The sequence below is a fragment of the Staphylococcus casei genome (assembly GCF_030294405.1).
GTDB lineage: Bacteria > Bacillota > Bacilli > Staphylococcales > Staphylococcaceae > Staphylococcus > Staphylococcus succinus.
In genome coordinates this window covers 1,428,340-1,445,124 of record NZ_CP125718.1, presented here as the reverse complement: position 1 = coordinate 1,445,124, position 16,785 = coordinate 1,428,340, and the positions used below count along the sequence as shown (strand labels likewise).

At 33.2% G+C, this 16,785-nt stretch carries 15 protein-coding genes; 4 read left to right on the top strand and 11 right to left on the bottom strand.

Annotated features, from left to right (window positions below):
- Nucleotides 1–100: 100 nt before the first annotated feature.
- Nucleotides 101–859, bottom strand: a complete 759-nt coding sequence (locus tag QMO72_RS07055; protein WP_103267201.1) for an SDR family NAD(P)-dependent oxidoreductase — start codon at nucleotides 857–859, stop codon at nucleotides 101–103.
- A 143-nt stretch (nucleotides 860–1,002) separates the two neighbouring features.
- On the opposite strand from QMO72_RS07055, the gene proC reads away from it, so the two are divergent.
- On the top strand, nucleotides 1,003–1,818 hold the full coding sequence (gene proC / locus QMO72_RS07050; protein ID WP_103267202.1) for a pyrroline-5-carboxylate reductase: 816 nt from the start codon (nucleotides 1,003–1,005) through the stop codon (nucleotides 1,816–1,818).
- Between the two features lie 87 nt (nucleotides 1,819–1,905).
- On the opposite strand, the gene rnz is transcribed toward proC, so the two are convergent.
- Nucleotides 1,906–2,826, bottom strand: coding sequence for a ribonuclease Z (rnz, locus tag QMO72_RS07045; RefSeq protein ID WP_103267203.1), 921 nt, complete (start codon nucleotides 2,824–2,826; stop codon nucleotides 1,906–1,908).
- Nucleotides 2,827–2,976: 150 nt separating this feature from the next.
- On the opposite strand from rnz, the gene zwf reads away from it, so the two are divergent.
- Together zwf and QMO72_RS07035 are read left to right on the top strand one after the other, a co-directional pair.
- Entirely contained in the window at nucleotides 2,977–4,461 is a 1,485-nt protein-coding gene (zwf, locus tag QMO72_RS07040) for a glucose-6-phosphate dehydrogenase (RefSeq protein WP_073504416.1), read from the top strand.
- 280 nt (nucleotides 4,462–4,741) lie between these two features.
- On the top strand, nucleotides 4,742–5,614 hold the full coding sequence (locus tag QMO72_RS07035) for an AraC family transcriptional regulator (RefSeq protein ID WP_103267435.1): 873 nt from the start codon (nucleotides 4,742–4,744) through the stop codon (nucleotides 5,612–5,614).
- Between the two features lie 71 nt (nucleotides 5,615–5,685).
- Here the strand turns inward: QMO72_RS07035 and QMO72_RS07030 are convergent, their stop codons facing one another.
- The 4 genes from QMO72_RS07030 to QMO72_RS07015 form a co-directional block, all read right to left on the bottom strand.
- The gene (locus QMO72_RS07030) at nucleotides 5,686–7,341 is read right to left on the bottom strand and encodes a glycoside hydrolase family 13 protein (protein WP_103267434.1); all 1,656 of its coding nucleotides are present in this window, start codon (nucleotides 7,339–7,341) and stop codon (nucleotides 5,686–5,688) included.
- Complete coding sequence (locus tag QMO72_RS07025) at nucleotides 7,334–8,359, bottom strand: LacI family DNA-binding transcriptional regulator (RefSeq protein ID WP_103267433.1); 1,026 nt, start codon at nucleotides 8,357–8,359, stop codon at nucleotides 7,334–7,336. Before QMO72_RS07025 ends, QMO72_RS07030 begins: the two co-directional genes overlap by 8 nt.
- Before the next feature lie 171 nt (nucleotides 8,360–8,530).
- Nucleotides 8,531–9,940: an NADP-dependent phosphogluconate dehydrogenase gene (gene gnd / locus QMO72_RS07020; RefSeq protein WP_103267432.1), complete on the bottom strand. Its 1,410-nt coding sequence runs from the start codon at nucleotides 9,938–9,940 to the stop codon at nucleotides 8,531–8,533.
- A 68-nt stretch (nucleotides 9,941–10,008) separates the two neighbouring features.
- Complete coding sequence (locus QMO72_RS07015) at nucleotides 10,009–11,145, bottom strand: M20/M25/M40 family metallo-hydrolase (RefSeq protein WP_103267431.1); 1,137 nt, start codon at nucleotides 11,143–11,145, stop codon at nucleotides 10,009–10,011.
- Nucleotides 11,146–11,365: 220 nt separating this feature from the next.
- Here QMO72_RS07015 and prli42 point away from each other — a divergent pair, with 220 nt between their 5' ends.
- Nucleotides 11,366–11,464: a stressosome-associated protein Prli42 gene (prli42, locus tag QMO72_RS07010; RefSeq protein ID WP_153019309.1), complete on the top strand. Its 99-nt coding sequence runs from the start codon at nucleotides 11,366–11,368 to the stop codon at nucleotides 11,462–11,464.
- 240 nt (nucleotides 11,465–11,704) lie between these two features.
- On the opposite strand, the gene QMO72_RS07005 is transcribed toward prli42, so the two are convergent.
- The 5 genes from QMO72_RS07005 to QMO72_RS06985 all read right to left on the bottom strand — a co-directional run bounded on the left by QMO72_RS07005 (nucleotide 11,705) and on the right by QMO72_RS06985 (nucleotide 16,775).
- Nucleotides 11,705–12,697, bottom strand: a complete 993-nt coding sequence (locus QMO72_RS07005; protein ID WP_103267430.1) for an aromatic acid exporter family protein — start codon at nucleotides 12,695–12,697, stop codon at nucleotides 11,705–11,707.
- A gap of 9 nt (nucleotides 12,698–12,706) precedes the next feature.
- Entirely contained in the window at nucleotides 12,707–13,144 is a 438-nt protein-coding gene (gene brxB, locus QMO72_RS07000) for a bacilliredoxin BrxB (protein WP_046836513.1), read from the bottom strand.
- A gap of 387 nt (nucleotides 13,145–13,531) precedes the next feature.
- Nucleotides 13,532–14,788 carry a dihydrolipoamide acetyltransferase family protein gene (locus QMO72_RS06995; protein WP_103266302.1) on the bottom strand — a complete coding sequence of 419 codons (1,257 nt, stop codon included), beginning with the start codon at nucleotides 14,786–14,788 and terminating at the stop codon, nucleotides 13,532–13,534.
- Nucleotides 14,789–14,800: 12 nt separating this feature from the next.
- Entirely contained in the window at nucleotides 14,801–15,784 is a 984-nt protein-coding gene (locus tag QMO72_RS06990; RefSeq protein ID WP_046836515.1) for an alpha-ketoacid dehydrogenase subunit beta, read from the bottom strand.
- A complete protein-coding gene (locus QMO72_RS06985; protein WP_103266301.1) occupies nucleotides 15,777–16,775 on the bottom strand; it encodes a thiamine pyrophosphate-dependent dehydrogenase E1 component subunit alpha in 999 nt (332 codons plus the stop codon). The genes QMO72_RS06990 and QMO72_RS06985 overlap by 8 nt, the downstream gene beginning before the upstream one ends.
- Nucleotides 16,776–16,785 lie beyond the last annotated feature (10 nt).

Sequence of the window (16,785 nt, the reverse complement as noted above, 5' to 3'; positions counted from 1 at the left end):
GCGTTAACTCAATTCTGTCGGAATAATAATGGCTAGTTAGTCCCTATTTTTCCAGATAAATTGTGTTAACGCTTTTTAATTCACCATATTACCAATGTGACTAGGCTTTGTTTTTAAAAAATGAAGTGAAGTATTTTTCTAGGAATCTAGGAGCTAATTGATATAGTTTTAATGTTCTATGCATCCACTTAGGTTCATTAATTTCATATTTACCATATATCATTCCACTTACGATTTGTTGCGCTAATTTATCAGGATCCAACATAATGGATTTATATTTTTGTGCATACATTAACGAAGGATCTGCTTTTTCATGAAAAGGTGTTGCTATCGGACCAGTATTTACAGTAAGTATATGGTAATTGGGATGCTCAAGTCTTAGCGCATTGAGTACTTGATTAAAAGCAGCTTTACTTGCACCATAATGCGCAGCATAAGCTTGCGTTAAAAATGCAGACTGACTCCCAATGCCAACAATCGTTGGATATGCGCTAAAATAAGGTTGAATGGTAGCCAAAAGTATATTGAAATTGACGATATTCAATGTGTATGTTTCAGTCATTTCATCGAGTGAATGTTGAGCTATTGATTTAAAATAACCTAAACCAGAACTATAAATCAAACCATCGATATTTTGATTTTTAAAATAGTTTTTGAGATTTAATATTTGCGATTTAGATTGTAAATCACATTGAATAATGTTCAAGTGATCAGTACCGTATTGTGTTTTCAGGTCATCCAATTTGTGTGAATTTCGTGCTAATATTGTTACATAGGCTTTTTTATTTAATAAGCTACATAATATCGAGCGGCCTAGACCGCTCGTGCCTCCAGTTAATACATAATGCTTACCTATCATTGTTATCCCTACCCTTTATCGATTTATCAATTATTATAAGTGAAATGTCAGTAATCTGTCATGTGTTCAATGAAAACATTAGCCATATTACAAAACTATGTTACGATAGGAACATAAAAACTTAGAGGAAGTGAAAAGTTCACATGAAACTAGTATTTTATGGTGCTGGTAATATGGCACATGCAATATTTACAGGTATCGTAAATTCAAAAATTATTGAATCTAACGATATTTATTTAACAAACAGGTCTAATGAAGTTGCACTCAAAGCGTATGCTGATGAATTGGGTGTTAACTATAGTTATGATGATGAAGCCTTACTTAAAGATGCTGATTATATATTTATAGGCACAAAGCCTTATGATTTTGATGCATTAGCTGAGCGTATCAAACCTTATGTCAACGAGAAGAATAAATTCATCTCTATTATGGCTGGTTTGCCGATAAGTTATATTCGTGAGCAACTGGGTTCAAATAATCCAATTGCACGTATTATGCCTAACACCAACGCGCACGTGGGTCATTCTGTAACTGGAATTAGCTTTTCAAGTAATTTTGGACCGAAATCAAAAGATGAAGTAGACGATTTAATTAACGCCTTTGGTTCAGCAATTGAAGTATCTGAAGATCATTTACATCAAGTAACTGCAATTACCGGAAGCGGTCCTGCATTTCTTTACCACGTATTTGAACAATACGTAACAGCAGGCACACGTTTAGGGCTTGAAAAATCACAAGTTGAAGAATCCATTCGTAACTTAATTATTGGAACGAGTAAAATGATCGAACGTTCAGATTTAAGTATGGAACAATTACGCAAAAACATTACTTCTAAAGGTGGCACAACACAAGCTGGTTTGAATGCACTTTCTCAATATGATTTAGAAAGTATATTTGAAGATTGTTTGCGTTCTGCAGTAAATAGAAGCGTTGAATTAGCAAGTCAAGATGACGATTAAGCACTTTAAATATATTTATAACAAATAAAAGCTGGTGAACATCATAAATGTGTTCACCAGCTTTTATTTGTTATATTAAGTCTGTTTTTAAAATGACCAAGCATCAAAATCTTTAACGAAGATAAACGGCGGTGTCGAAGCTTTTGCCTTTAAAGATTGACTAATCGCTTCTACTTCTGTTGACGTATAGCGATTACTAATATGTGTAATAAGCGTATACCCTACGTGAGCTTCTTCTATTAAATTAAATACATCATCAATATGACTATGATGGTAATTATTCGCTAATATTTTGTCACCGTCGATATATGTACTTTCATGAACCATAACCGTTGCATCACGAGCGATTAGAAATTCATTTCTACATGGCATAGTATCTCCAAATATTGCGATTACAGGGCCTTTTATCGCATCGCCTTTAAATTGATTTGAATTATAAATGAGACCGTTATACTCAAAAGTTTCGTTATTTTTAACATCTTGATATTTTGGACCTGGTTCGAGGCCAATTTTCTTCAGAGCTTCAACATCAATTTTACCTGATGTATAAGGTGCTTCTATTCTATAACCAAAAGATGGGATGCCATGATTTAACATATGTGCTTCAACGTTAAATCCATTGTGTTGATATGAAAGGTGATCTTCTATTTCTATATATGTGATTGGATAATTTAATTTAGATTCAGATAACTTTAATGTTGTTTCAATAAAGGATTTTATACCTTTTGGCCCCACAACTGTCAAAGGTTTACCTTCCCCACCTTGAAATGACCGACTAGTTAATAAGCCAGGCAAACCAAAGATGTGATCACCATGCATATGCGTTATAAAAATATGATCTACTTTGCCTAATTTGATAGAATGATGTAGTATCTGATGCTGTGTGCCTTCCCCTACATCAAATAACCAAACACTATTTGAATAAGGCTCTAAATTTAATGCAATCGCTTGTGTATTTCTTTCTTTAGTTGGTAGACCTGCACTCGTACCAAAAAATGTGATTTCCATGCATATGCCTCCTCTTCTTGTTCACATTTTATCATATAAAATATAAAAAAATATATTAAATTTGAATACTTTTAAGCAAAAAGGTATGAACATTAACGAATATTGTTCTATAATAAATAGAGATTTATAAAAAGAATTGAGGTTTTGATCTTGAATACTAGAAATAAAGATATTCCATGCTTAATAACAATATTTGGAGCGACTGGTGATCTAAGTCATAGAAAATTATTTCCATCATTATTCCACTTATATCAGCAAGAAAATTTAAATGAACAAATTGCAATTATTGGAATTGGTAGAAGAGACTTAACAAATGATGACTTCCGTAGTCAAGTGAAGTCATCAATTCAAGAACATGTGAAAGATACGAAACATCTTGATAAATTTATGGAGCATGTTTTTTATCATAAACATGATGTGAGTGATGAAGCGAGCTATCAGTCATTATTAGAAGTAAGTAATAAATTAGACACGGAATTCCAATTACAAGGTAACAGAATGTTTTACTTAGCGATGGCACCGAAATTCTTTGGTGAAATTTCTGATTACTTAAAATCTTCTGGATTAACAAATACAGATGGTTTTAAACGTTTGGTTATTGAAAAACCATTTGGTAGTGATCTTGAATCCGCAGAACAATTAAATGAACAATTACGCCGTTCTTTTAAAGAAGAAGAAATTTACCGTATTGATCATTATTTAGGTAAAGATATGGTTCAAAATATAGAAGTACTTCGCTTTGCTAATGCAATGTTTGAACCACTATGGAATAATAAATACATTTCTAATATCCAAGTAACATCTTCAGAGGTCTTAGGTGTTGAAGATAGAGGTGGCTATTATGAATCTAGTGGCGCTTTAAAAGATATGGTTCAAAATCATATGCTACAAATGGTTGCACTTTTAGCTATGGAAGCTCCTATTAGTCTAAATAGTGCAGATATTAGAGCTGAAAAAGTAAAAGCATTAAAATCATTACGTAAGTTAGAAGCTGAAGAAGTTAGACAAAACTTTGTTCGCGGTCAATACGATGAAGGTACGATTAAAGGTGAAACAGTTAAGCGTTATAGAGACGAAGATCGTGTTTCGGAAGATTCAACGACGCCTACTTTTGTTGCTGGTAAATTAACGATTGATAACTTCAGATGGGCCGGCGTACCTTTCTATATTAGAACTGGTAAACGAATGAAGAGCAAGACCATACAAGTTGTAGTTGAATTTAAAGAAGTTCCTATGAATTTATACTATGAAACTGAGAAAAAATTAGACTCTAACTTACTTGTAATCAATATCCAGCCAAATGAAGGCGTTTCATTACATTTAAATGCGAAGAAAAATGTTCAAGGTATCGAAACAGAACCTGTTCAATTATCTTATGCTATGAGTGCTCAAGATAAGATGAATACTGTTGATGCATATGAAAATTTATTGTTTGATTGTTTAAATGGTGATGCAACAAACTTTACACATTGGGAAGAATTGAAATCTACATGGAAATTTGTAGACGCAATACAAGAAGAATGGGATCAAAATGAACCTGAATTCCCGAACTATCAATCCGGTTCTAATGGCCCACTCGAAAGTGATTTACTCTTAAGTAGAGATGGCTTTCATTGGTGGGATGATATTCATTAAACTACTATTTTAGTGAATATCATCATAGCAACAACACATGTGTAAAAATACATTCGTGTTGTTGCTTTTTTCTTATCCTAATTTTGTGTTATGATTTAATCTATTCAGTATCTATACTACATATCAAGGGATTTGTATTTACATTTTACCCTATTCAACTTTATTAGATGTAAGCAACACAATAATAATGTAAAATAAAATTACTTAAGTAATACTTAAATTAAAGGTATAAAGTTAAAAGATAGTTATAATAGTAATTGTAAAATTAGGAGTGAAAGTTTTGGACGTTATCAAGCAAATACAACAGGCAATTGTTTATATTGAAGATCATTTGCTAGAGCCTTTTCATTTGCAAAAACTCAGTGATTACGTTGGTCTTTCACCTTATCACCTCGATCAATCGTTTAAGATGATTGTAGGACAATCTCCAAGTGAATATGCAAGAGCGCGTCGTATGACGGTGGCTGCTAAGGAGATTATTAGTGGCTCAAGTCGTTTGATTGATATAGCTAAAAAATATCATTATAGTGATGCGAACGAATTTGCTAATGATTTTAGTGATTTTCATGGCGTTTCACCTATTCAAGTAAATACAAAACGCGAAGATCTTCACATGTTGCCTAGACTCTATATCAAACTGACTACCACAGAAAAACCACCATACCCCTATCGTTTGGAGCATACACCAAATCTTTCGCTTGTTGGTTACGCGCAATTTATCAATGCGAACGAGTTAGAAAATCCATTTAAAGTACCTGATATATTAGAAGACTTATTAATTGAAGGTAAGATAGAGGAGTTACAACACTATAATGATGTGAGTCCTCATGAATTATTTGTTGTGAATTGTCCTTTGGATCAAGGCATGGAAGTATTTGTAGGCGTTCCTAGCGAAAGATATCCAGATCATTTGGAAAATCGAATGCTTCCTGAAAGACAATACGCTAAGTTTAATTTACAAGGTGATATAGATTATGTCATCAATGAAGCTTGGTATTATATTGAAACAAGCCTACAAATGACACTTCCTTATGAGCGTGATAGTTTATATGTAGAAGTTTATCCCTTTAATTTATCTTTTGACCACAGTTTTACTAAAGTTCAATTATGGATGCCTGTAGACCAGGAACAGTATGATTATTATGATGAATAAAACATCCCTCTAACAAATGATAATGCGCTTAGAATTATATATGTTAGAGGGATGTTTTATATAGAATTGGATTACAAAGCCAGCATAAAGGCTTCATATGGTCTTAATCCATTTATATGAATAATGCTATCGTTATAATTATGAAGTAATACGCAGTTTGATGAGAAAATGAGTGTCTCCGGTAAGTTGAGTGTTGCCGTTTGTCCTGTTAAATTACCTACAATTAACATACGTTCACCATTGAATTCTCTTAAGTAAGCAAATACGTGTTCATTTTCCTCATCGACAAGTGTAAATGAACCATACGTTAAGATATCATGCGTTTTTTTGACTTGTATCATCGATCTATAAAAATTTAAAATTGAATTTGGATTTTGTTGTTGTGCTGCTACATTTATCTTTCTATAGTTTGGGTTAACTGGAAACCATGGTTCATGGTTAGAAAATCCAGCGAATGAACTATCATCCCATTGCATGGGTGTGCGTGAATTATCCCGGTTTTCCATCTTATGTTTTTCTAATAATGCATTAACATCACCGTTTTGAGCCTTAACAATGTTATATTCATTAACTACTGCAACATCATTAAATGTTTCTATATTTTCAAAAGGATAGTTTGTCATACCAATCTCTTGACCTTGGTAAATAAAGGGCGTTCCCTTTTGTAAGAAGTATACTAAGGCATGACTTGTAGCAGATTCATACCAAAAATTTTTATCATCCCCCCATGTTGAAACGCGACGAGGCTGATCGTGGTTTTCGATAAATAAAGCATTCCATCCTATGTCTTCTAAATTATTTTGCCAAGCATTCAAAACCGCTTTGTATGCTCTAACATCAAATTGTACATCTCCAGTGTTCCATAACCCTAAGTGTTCAAATTGGAAAATCATATTAAATTTCCCCTTTTCTTCGCCCACCCATGCTTCAGCATTGTTAGGCGTCACACCATTAGCTTCGCCTACAGTCATAATGTCATATTTACTCAATGATTTATCTTTCATTTCTTGAAGCCACGTTTGAATACCAGGTTGATTCATATCTACGTCAAATGCAGGGGCATACGTTTTCCCTTCAGGCACAGGCAGGTCACCAGCTTCAAACGTTTTTTTAATATGCGTAATAGCATCAACTCTAAAGCCATCTATACCTTTATCGAACCACCAGTTCATCATTTTATATATTGCTTCTCTTACATCAGGGTTAGACCAATTTAAATCAGGTTGTTTTTTACTAAATAGATGGAAATAATATTGTTCTGTTTGTGCATCATATTCCCATGTTGAACCATTAAATATACTTTCCCAATTATTGGGTTCTGAGCCATCTTCTTTTGGATCTTGCCATATATACCAATCTCTTTTAGGATTATTTTTATCAGATTTAGATTCTATAAACCATGGATGTTCATCAGATGTATGATTCACAACTAAGTCTAATATTAATTTCATCCCTCTTTGATGAATACCTGCTAATAATTGGTCAAAGTCATCCATAGTGCCAAATTCTGTCATGATGGCCTGATAATCACTAATATCATATCCATTATCATCATTAGGGGACTGATACATAGGGCTCAGCCAAATAACATCAATACCTAATGCTTCGATATAATCTAATTTTTCAATGAGACCTGGTATATCGCCAATACCATCATTATTGGAATCATTAAAACTACGAGGGTAAACTTGATATGCTACTGCTTCTTTCCACCATTGTTTATTCATCATATATCTCCTTCATTCGATTTTTTGTTGAAATTCGATGAACTATATTTGTTTTTATGAATCTATTGTATTGTTCTATAGGATGTCCTTGTATAAGATCGATAACTGACGCCCCGGCCACTTCTCCTAATAGTTTAGGGTTAATATTCACAGCAGTTTGAGGAGGAGAAGCAAATTCATTTAAATAGGAATCATTAAACGTCGCTGTGTGTAGATCATCTGGTATATTGATTTTTAATTCATATAACACGCTTAATACCATATGGTTCAGCATCGTATCAGATGTGATTATAGCAGTTGGTAACTGATTAGCGCTGCGTAATTTTTTAAAGTGTGTCAGTATATCATCGCGTTGCATATCAAAATGAATAATATTTGAAGTAATGTCATTTTGCTGAACAATATCTTTAAATCCCTCTATACGATCATTCACAACCTCATAATCGCCCTTTTCAGCGATAAATAGTATATTTGAATGCCTAGACTCAATCAACGATTGTGTGAGTTCTCTTGAAGCCTGTATATTATCATTATCAATATGTATTGCTTTATTTTTTCCAAGTGCTTTACCTATCACAACATAGGGGATTTCCTGTTCAATAAGAATATTTTCAATCTCATCATTTTGTTTAGAATATAATAAAATAAACCCATCTAAAGAATGATAATTAATCATCCGATCAACTTCATTTTGCAAATCTTCATAAGCTTCGCTAGTCGTAGATATTGTCGCATAGTTACACGCTTTGCATTTATTATAAATCCCAATAAGCACATCAATCATAAATGGGTTTTGTTTTATTTCATTATGTCCACTTTTTTGTATAATGCCTATTGTATTGGACTGTTTTGTAACTAAGGTCCTAGCCGCATTATTAGGTTGATAATCTAATTTTTTCATGGCAGCTTTAACCTTAATTTTAGTTTTCTTACTTATATGAGGATTATCACTCATTACACGCGAAACAGTAGATGGAGCTACGTTGGCAGCTTTTGCAACATCTTTAATTGTAACCAATAGAATCATCCTTTATCATTAATTTTAAAGCGCTTTCTTTTAACTATATTAGAGTGAAAGTATAATGTCAAAAGATAAATGCAAACGTTTGCAGTTATCTTTAAATTTTTTTAAAATAATTCATAAAAAAAGACCCGAAATAAATTTCGAGTCTTGAATAATACCTATAGTTTATTCTTCAATCCATTGCGTGTGGAATACGCCTTCACGATCTTTACGTTCATAAGTATGAGCACCAAAGTAATCGCGTTGTGCTTGAATTAAGTTTGCTGGTAAGTCCTCTGAACGATAACTATCATAGTAGTTGATACTTGCAGAGAAACCAGGTGTTGGTACACCATTTTGTACACCAGTTGCCACTACATCACGTAATGCATCTTGATAATTTGTAACGATATCTTTGAAGTAAGGATCTAATAATAAATTCTTTAATTCAGTATCATTGTCATACGCTTCTTTAATTTTTTGTAAGAATTGCGCACGAATAATACAACCTTCACGCCAAATCATTGCTAATTCTCCAAGTTTTAAATTCCATTCATTGTCATCACTAGCTTTTCTCATTTGAGCAAAACCTTGTGCATATGAACAAATTTTACTCATATAAAGTGCTTTACGAATTTTTTCTAAGAATTCTTCTTTATTACCTTCGAATTTAGAAGATGGTCCATTTAATTGTTTTGAAGCATTTACACGTTCTTCTTTAATTGATGAGATGAAACGAGCAAATACAGATTCAGTAATAATTGTTAATGGAATACCTAATTCTAAAGCGTTAATTGAAGTCCATTTACCTGTACCTTTTTGTCCAGCAGTATCTAAAATCTTTTCAACTAAAGGACCATTTGTTTCATCATCCAATTTAGTAAAGATATCACCAGTTATTTCAATTAGGTAACTTGAAAGTTCACCAGCATTCCAATCTTTAAAAGTTTTAGATATTTCTTCATGAGACATACCAAGTAAATCTTTCATCATAGCGTAACTTTCTGCAATTAATTGCATATCCGCATATTCAATACCGTTGTGCACCATTTTGACATAGTGTCCAGCACCGTTTGGACCAATATAAGCTACGCATGAAGCGCCATCTTTAGCTTTAGCTGAAATAGCTTCTAATATATCGCTTACTTTATCGAACGCTTCTTGTTGTCCACCTGGCATTAATGAAGGACCAGTTAAGGCACCAACTTCTCCGCCTGATACACCCATGCCGATAAAGTTCACACCACTTTCAGCTAATGCTTTATTACGTCTGATTGTATCTTGATAATTAGTGTTACCACCATCGATTAAGATATCATCATTATCTAATAATGGTAATAAGCTTTCTATTGTAGCATCCGTTGCAGGACCTGCTTTTACCATTAATAAAATCTTGCGGGGTTTTTCTAAAGAATTTACAAACTCCTCAATAGAGTATGTTGGATGGATATGCTTCCCTTCAGATTCTTTAACCATTTCATCTGTTTTTTCAGAAGAACGGTTAAAGACTGAAACGTTATATCCACGTGATTCAATATTCCAAGCAAGGTTCTTGCCCATTACAGCTAAACCTACTACACCAATTTGTTGTGCCATTATACTAACCTCTCTTATTAAAGTTTTCTAGTACATTGTATCATAAAGCGTATATAATAATCACTAAATCAGTTTTCAGATTTTTTTGTAATAATTTCTACTATTTTTAAAAGCTGTTCTGCCAACAGATTTAACGACTCGATTGGCATACGTTCATGTGTTGTATGAATATGCTCATATCCCACACCTAAGATTACTGTAGGTATACCTAAACTATTAATTATATTACCATCTGAACCACCACCTGCGACTGTTGTTTTAGGATTTAATCCTAATGAGACTGCGCTAGCTTTGGCAATATTTGTAACTGTTTCTGTATCTGATACTGTGAAACCAGGATAGCTTTTAGTAATTTGAACTTCTGCAGAGCCACCATATTTATTTGCTGCTTTTTCGAATACAGCTTTCATATGTTCGACTTGCGCTTGTATACTTTCATCCGAATGTGAACGAGCTTCAGCATTAAGGGTAACTTTATCAGCTACAATATTTGTAGCTGAACCTCCTTCAAAGCGCCCAATATTGGCCGTCGTATATTCATCAATTTTACCTAATTTCATTTCACTTACTGCTTTAGATGCAATATTAATTGCACTCACGCCTTTATCTGGCATACTAGCATGTGCTTTTTTACCATAAATGGTTGCATCAATCTTCATCTGTGTCGGCGCTCCAACTACAGTAGTGCCAACGGGCATGCTGGCATCAACTGCATATCCAAAATCAGCATCTAATAATGATTGATTTAAATGCTTAGCACCCTCTAATCCTATTTCTTCAGCTACAGTAATAACAAATTGGATTTGTCCATGTGAGATCTCCTGTTCATTAAGTGTTTGAACCATCTCTAATATAGACGCTAAACCAGCTTTATCATCTGCACCTAATATCGTTGTGCCGTCAGAATAAATGTAACCATCTTCTTTAATAATAGGTTTGACATCAATACCTGGTACAACTGTATCCATATGGCTAGTAAAATAAATTTTATTTATGTATGCATCATTAACATTGGATTTTAAAGTGCAAATTAAATTATTAGCACCAAGCCCTTCATATTCTCCTGCTTGATCTTCTACGACATCTAATCCTAATGCTGTGAATTTTGCTTTAAGTACTTTTTGTATTTCATTTTCATTACCACTTTCAGAATTAATTTGAACTAATTCTAAAAATGTATCTAATAGTCGCTGTTTATTTATCATGTATATCCCCCATCAATTATGTAAAATGATATAATCTCTTTTTTAAATTTTAAGTCATACCTTTAAGTATATCGAAATATCGAATAAATCAAAACTAATCTGTTTCTAATTTAACTTCATCCTATGATATAATACAATGGTAAATGCTGTATAGATAAGTAAATAATATTGCCATTAATGTACTATTATCTAATATATTTAGGATTTGGAGGAATAACCTTTGAGTAATAACAAAGTGTTGAGAGTTATTATCGTAGTGATGTTAATAGCTGTTATACTTGCCTTAGTTTTAACAAGTGTAGTTCCATTGGTAAACTAAGTATTAAATTTTATAAGTATACATCGAATCGAGTCTTTTTATTAATTAAATAACTTAACAATAACCACATTTTATTCTATTACTGTAAAGATGCATCTTATTAAATATTGATGTTTCGTTTACTCCTATGAATGATTTGTGGTTTTAATTCTTTCTTCTCTTAATATGCTAACCCCTATTTTCTTCTTAACCAATAAAAAAAGTAACCTCGAAATGATAATCGAAGTTACTTTTTATTTATTATAAGTAAGTTGCTTTAGCATCATTATGCAAAACTAGTGAACCAAATTGTGATTTTATGACTAAGTACTCTTCAAGTTCGTTAATAAGCTGTATTAAGCTAGCACGGGTCCTAAATGATGCATGAGAGTCAGGTAGTTCAAGGTCATTCATTTCTAACCGTATTTCATATAATGAGTGTAACCTTAAGACAGTATAATCATTGCTATTCACATTACTTGCAACTTCTGCAAACAAAGCAGATAGCTTGGATAATAGGCAATCCTTCGTTTCTATATTTTGAATCATTAAAGCCATTCTGCGTAATAATTCTAACTGTTCTTCTCTCATATCAAAATAATGATAATAAGAATTTTCATTACGGACAAAGTGATTTTTAACATCTCTAAATGCTATAGATTTCGCTTTTCTAATTGTGAATTTTAAATTTTCAAAAGATATATCTAAAGTTTGACTTGGATTTTGACAAGTCTTACTATATGTTTCAAAAATAGATGTAAATTGATCTTCAATTTGTTGTTTATATTGTTTTAAGGTGCTATCTAAACTTGGCATAATTAAATTCATTAAAAATGCAATCCCTAAACCTATGACCAATAATAGAATTTCATTAAAAATTAAGTGCATATCTATGATTTTAGCGTTAAAGACATGTAGTAAAATGACACAACTAGTGACTACACCTTCTTGTACATTAAAAACGACTGTAAGTGGGATAAATAATAATACGATTAGCCCTAAAACAATCGCATGTTGCCCTAATAAATTAAAAATTAATGAACCGAGAGCGAGTATCATAAGGCAAGATACAAAACGAGACACAATCGCTTGGACAGAATGCACTTTTGTATGTTTAATACAAAGCACAACTAATATTGCACTAGAAGCAAAATTATCTAGCCCTATTAATTTTGCAATAATGATCCCTAGTGCCATACCGATTGCAGTCTTGATCGTTCTAAATCCGATTCGATATGGATTTAAACGCTTCATATTCACTCCCTATCTTTCGTCACAATATGAATCAAATAAGTTTTGTAATTGTGAAATAACATCCATTACATCATGACCTTCAATTTGATGACGTTCAATCATTTGTGCAATTTTGCCGTCTTTAATTAATGCGAATGATGGGCTAGATGGTGCATAACCCTCAAAATAATCTCTAGCTTGTTGCGTTGCTTCTTTGTCTTGTCCCGCAAAAACTGTAACAAGACGGTCTGGTAATTTATCATAATGTAAGGCATGCGTAGCTGCTGGTCTTGCAATACCTCCAGCACAACCACATACAGAATTCACCATTACTAATGTAGTTCCTTGTTGTTGTAATACTTTATCAACTTCATCAGCAGTTGTTAATTGCTCATAACCTGCTTCTTCAATTTCATTTCGTGCTTGATTAACAACATCAGTCATATATAAATCAAAATTCAAATCCATAATAACGTCACCTTTCATTTCATAATTATTACTTTAATTCTACTAATATATATACAATAGTTCAACATGTGTGTTTAGTCTGATTAAATAAATTTGCAATTGATTTAAAAATTAAAGATAATCCACGTGAAAATTGTTCATTCTAGTCATGTCTTCACTAGAAAAAATTTTGAATTTAAAATCGAAAATTAAAGGTTAATAATTTGTATTTTTATCATTGAATGAACTGTCCTTAATAAAAGTTTTTGTTTTAAATATTTAACTATTAAGGGTAACATAACATAAATATAGGTAACTAATATCATTTAAAAAATACGCGCTTCGACTTATTTATCGAAGCGCGTATTTTAATATGGGTTAGATTGTGCTATAAAAACGTAAAATAATTTAATAAATACTTGTATGCTCAACTGAATATTGTTCAATACGTGTTTTGACAAAATTCATGAATCTACCTGCTTGTAAACCATCTAATATACGATGATCAATCGATAGACATAAATTGACCATATTGCGAATTGCGATCATATCATCAATTACAACGGGTTTCTTGATCACTGACTCAATTTGTAAAATTGCAGCTTGAGGATGATTGATGATACCCATTGATGATACAGAACCAAAAGTTCCAGTGTTATTTACTGTAAATGTACCGCCTTGCATGTCCTCCGAACGTAATTTTTTGTTACGTGCTTTCTGCGCAAGTTCATTAATTTCGCGTGCAATACCTTTAATTGATTTTTCATCTGCATTTTTAATCACTGGCACATATAATTTATCTTCATCTGCCACTGCAATAGAAACATTCACATCTTTATGCATAATAATTTCTGAATCCTGCCAACTACTATTTAGTAATGGATATGCTTTTAATGCTTCAGCGACAGCTTTAACGAAGAATGCAAAGAAAGTTAAGTTATATCCTTCACTTTCTTTGAAACTCTGTTTGTGATGATTACGTGTTTTTACTAGGTTTGTTGCATCAGCTTCAACCATCATCCAAGCATGTGGAATTTCATTCACACTGTTCACCATATTTTGAGCGATTTGTTTACGTACACCATTAACTGGTATTGAAGAGCCAGGAGAAGGTTCATTGTATTTTGCTTGATGCGTCACTTTCGGTGAATCTTTAGGCGCAACTGCTGTTGATGGTGTCTTATTTGTACCTTCTTTGATTACTTTCTCAATATCCTTTTTAGTTACGCGTCCTTCAAAGCCTGTACCTATAACTTGGGATAAATCAATTTGATTTTCCGAAGCAAGTTTAAAGACTACTGGCGAATATCGGCCATTATTTTTAGCTTCATTTCCATTCGCTGCGCTTTTGTGTTCAGATGAAGTATCAGTTGGTGTTGTTTCTTTAGGTGTGTCATTGTTATCATCTGTTGTGCTATCTTTTACGGGTTCTTCACCAGTATCAAGATGGCATATTACGCGTCCTACTTCAACAGTTGTACCTTCTTCTACTACAATTTCTTTGATTGTTCCAGCGTAAGATGATGGTACCTCTGCTGTCACTTTATCTGTAATAACTTCACATAAAGGGTCGTATTCTTCAACAGTATCGCCTACAGAGACAAGCCATTGTTCGATTGTACCTTCATGCACACTTTCGCCAAGTTTAGGCATTTTAATTTCCATGATTGTGCCTCCTTAGAATTCTGCAAGTTCTCGCATTTTAATTTTTATCTTATCGGGATTAATCATAAACTCGTCTTCAAGTGTCGGTGCAAAAGGCATTGAAGGTACATCAGGTCCTGCAAGCCTCATAATTGGTGCATCTAAATCAAACAAACAATTTTCAGAAATAATGGCAGAAACTTCCGAAATAATACTGCCTTCTAAATTATCTTCAGTTACAAGCAACACTTTACCTGTTAATTTGGCTCTTTCAATAATTGTTTCCTTATCTAATGGATAGACAGTACGTAAATCAACCACTTCAACATTGATACCATCTTCCGACAACATATCAGCAGCTTGGATGCAATAATTCACGCATAATCCATATGTAAATACTGTGATGTCATCACCTTCACGTTTCACATCTGCTTTTCCAATTGGTACCGTATAGTATGCTTCCGGAACTTCTTCTTTAAGCAAGCGATAAGCTTTTTTATGTTCAAAGTATAATACTGGGTCATTTGACTCAATAGATGCAAGAAGTAACCCTTTAGCATCATATGGTGATGATGGAATTACAATTGTTAAGCCTGGTGTAGAGGCAAAAATGGATTCTACACTTTGAGAATGATAAAGTGCACCATGAATACCTCCTCCAAATGGCGAACGAATCGTAATTGGACTATGGAAATCGTTATTAGAGCGATAACGCATTTTTGCAGCTTCACTCATGATTTGATTAGTAGCTGGCAAAATGTACTCTGCAAATTGAATTTCTGCAACTGGTCGCTTGCCTAACATTGCAGCACCAATACTCGTACCTACAATATTAGATTCTGCCAATGGTGTATCTAGCACACGTGCTTCTCCATACTTTTCTTGTAAGCCTAAAGTAACACCAAATACGCCACCTTTTTTACCTACATCTTCTCCTAAGATAAATACATCATTATCCTTTTCCATTGCTTGGTCTAAGCCTTGATGGATAGCGTCTAAGTAAGATAATTTAGCCATTATTTATGCTCCCTTCTTCATATACATGTGTATATGTTTCTTCTGGCGATGGATAAGGTGCTTTTTCAGCTTCTTTGGTAGCTTGATTAATAATATCTTTGTGTTCTTTTTCAATTTCTGATAACCAATTATTATCAATAATTCCTTCTTCAAGTAAAAATTCTTTGAATCTAAGATTACAATCTAAAGATTTTAATTCATCTCTTTCTTCTTTCGTACGATATTTGTCATCATCATCAGAAGAGTGTGCGGTCATTCTCGTACACATTGCTTCAATAAGTGTTGATCCACCACCATTTAAGCCACGTTCTCTCGCTTCTTTCATCGCTTTATACATTGCAATAGGGTCATTTCCATCCACTGTTTCACCATGCATACCATAACCGATAGCTCGATCTGATAGTTTTTCTGCACCATATTGTAATGAATTAGGAACTGAAATTGCATATTTATTGTTCTCAATCACACATATGAATGGTAAATTGTGAACACCAGCAAAATTTAAACCTTCATGAAAATCACCTTGATTTGAGCTTCCTTCACCCACTGTTGTCATTGCGATATTGGATTTATTATCCATTTTTAAAGCCAATGCAGCGCCAACAGCATGTACAATTTGTGTACCTACTGGTGAACTTTGTGAAAGTATACCTTTTTCTCTTTTACTAAAATGTGATGGCATTTGTTTACCACCCGAGCTAATATCATCTCGCTTACCAAACGCAGACAACATTGTTTCCAGAGGTGTCATGCCTAAATAAGTTACAAGCGCTAAATCTCGGTAATATGGTGAAGAAATATCTCCTTCTTCCATTGCATATGCCATGCCTATTTGGGCTGCTTCTTGGCCCTGACAGCTTATAACAAAGGGTATTTTGCCCGCGCGGTTTAATAACCACATACGTTCATCAATTTTTCGTCCTAAATCCATCCATTTATACATTGCTTGTAAGTCTGCTTTGTCAAGACCTACTGATTTATAATCAAACATGCTGATTCCT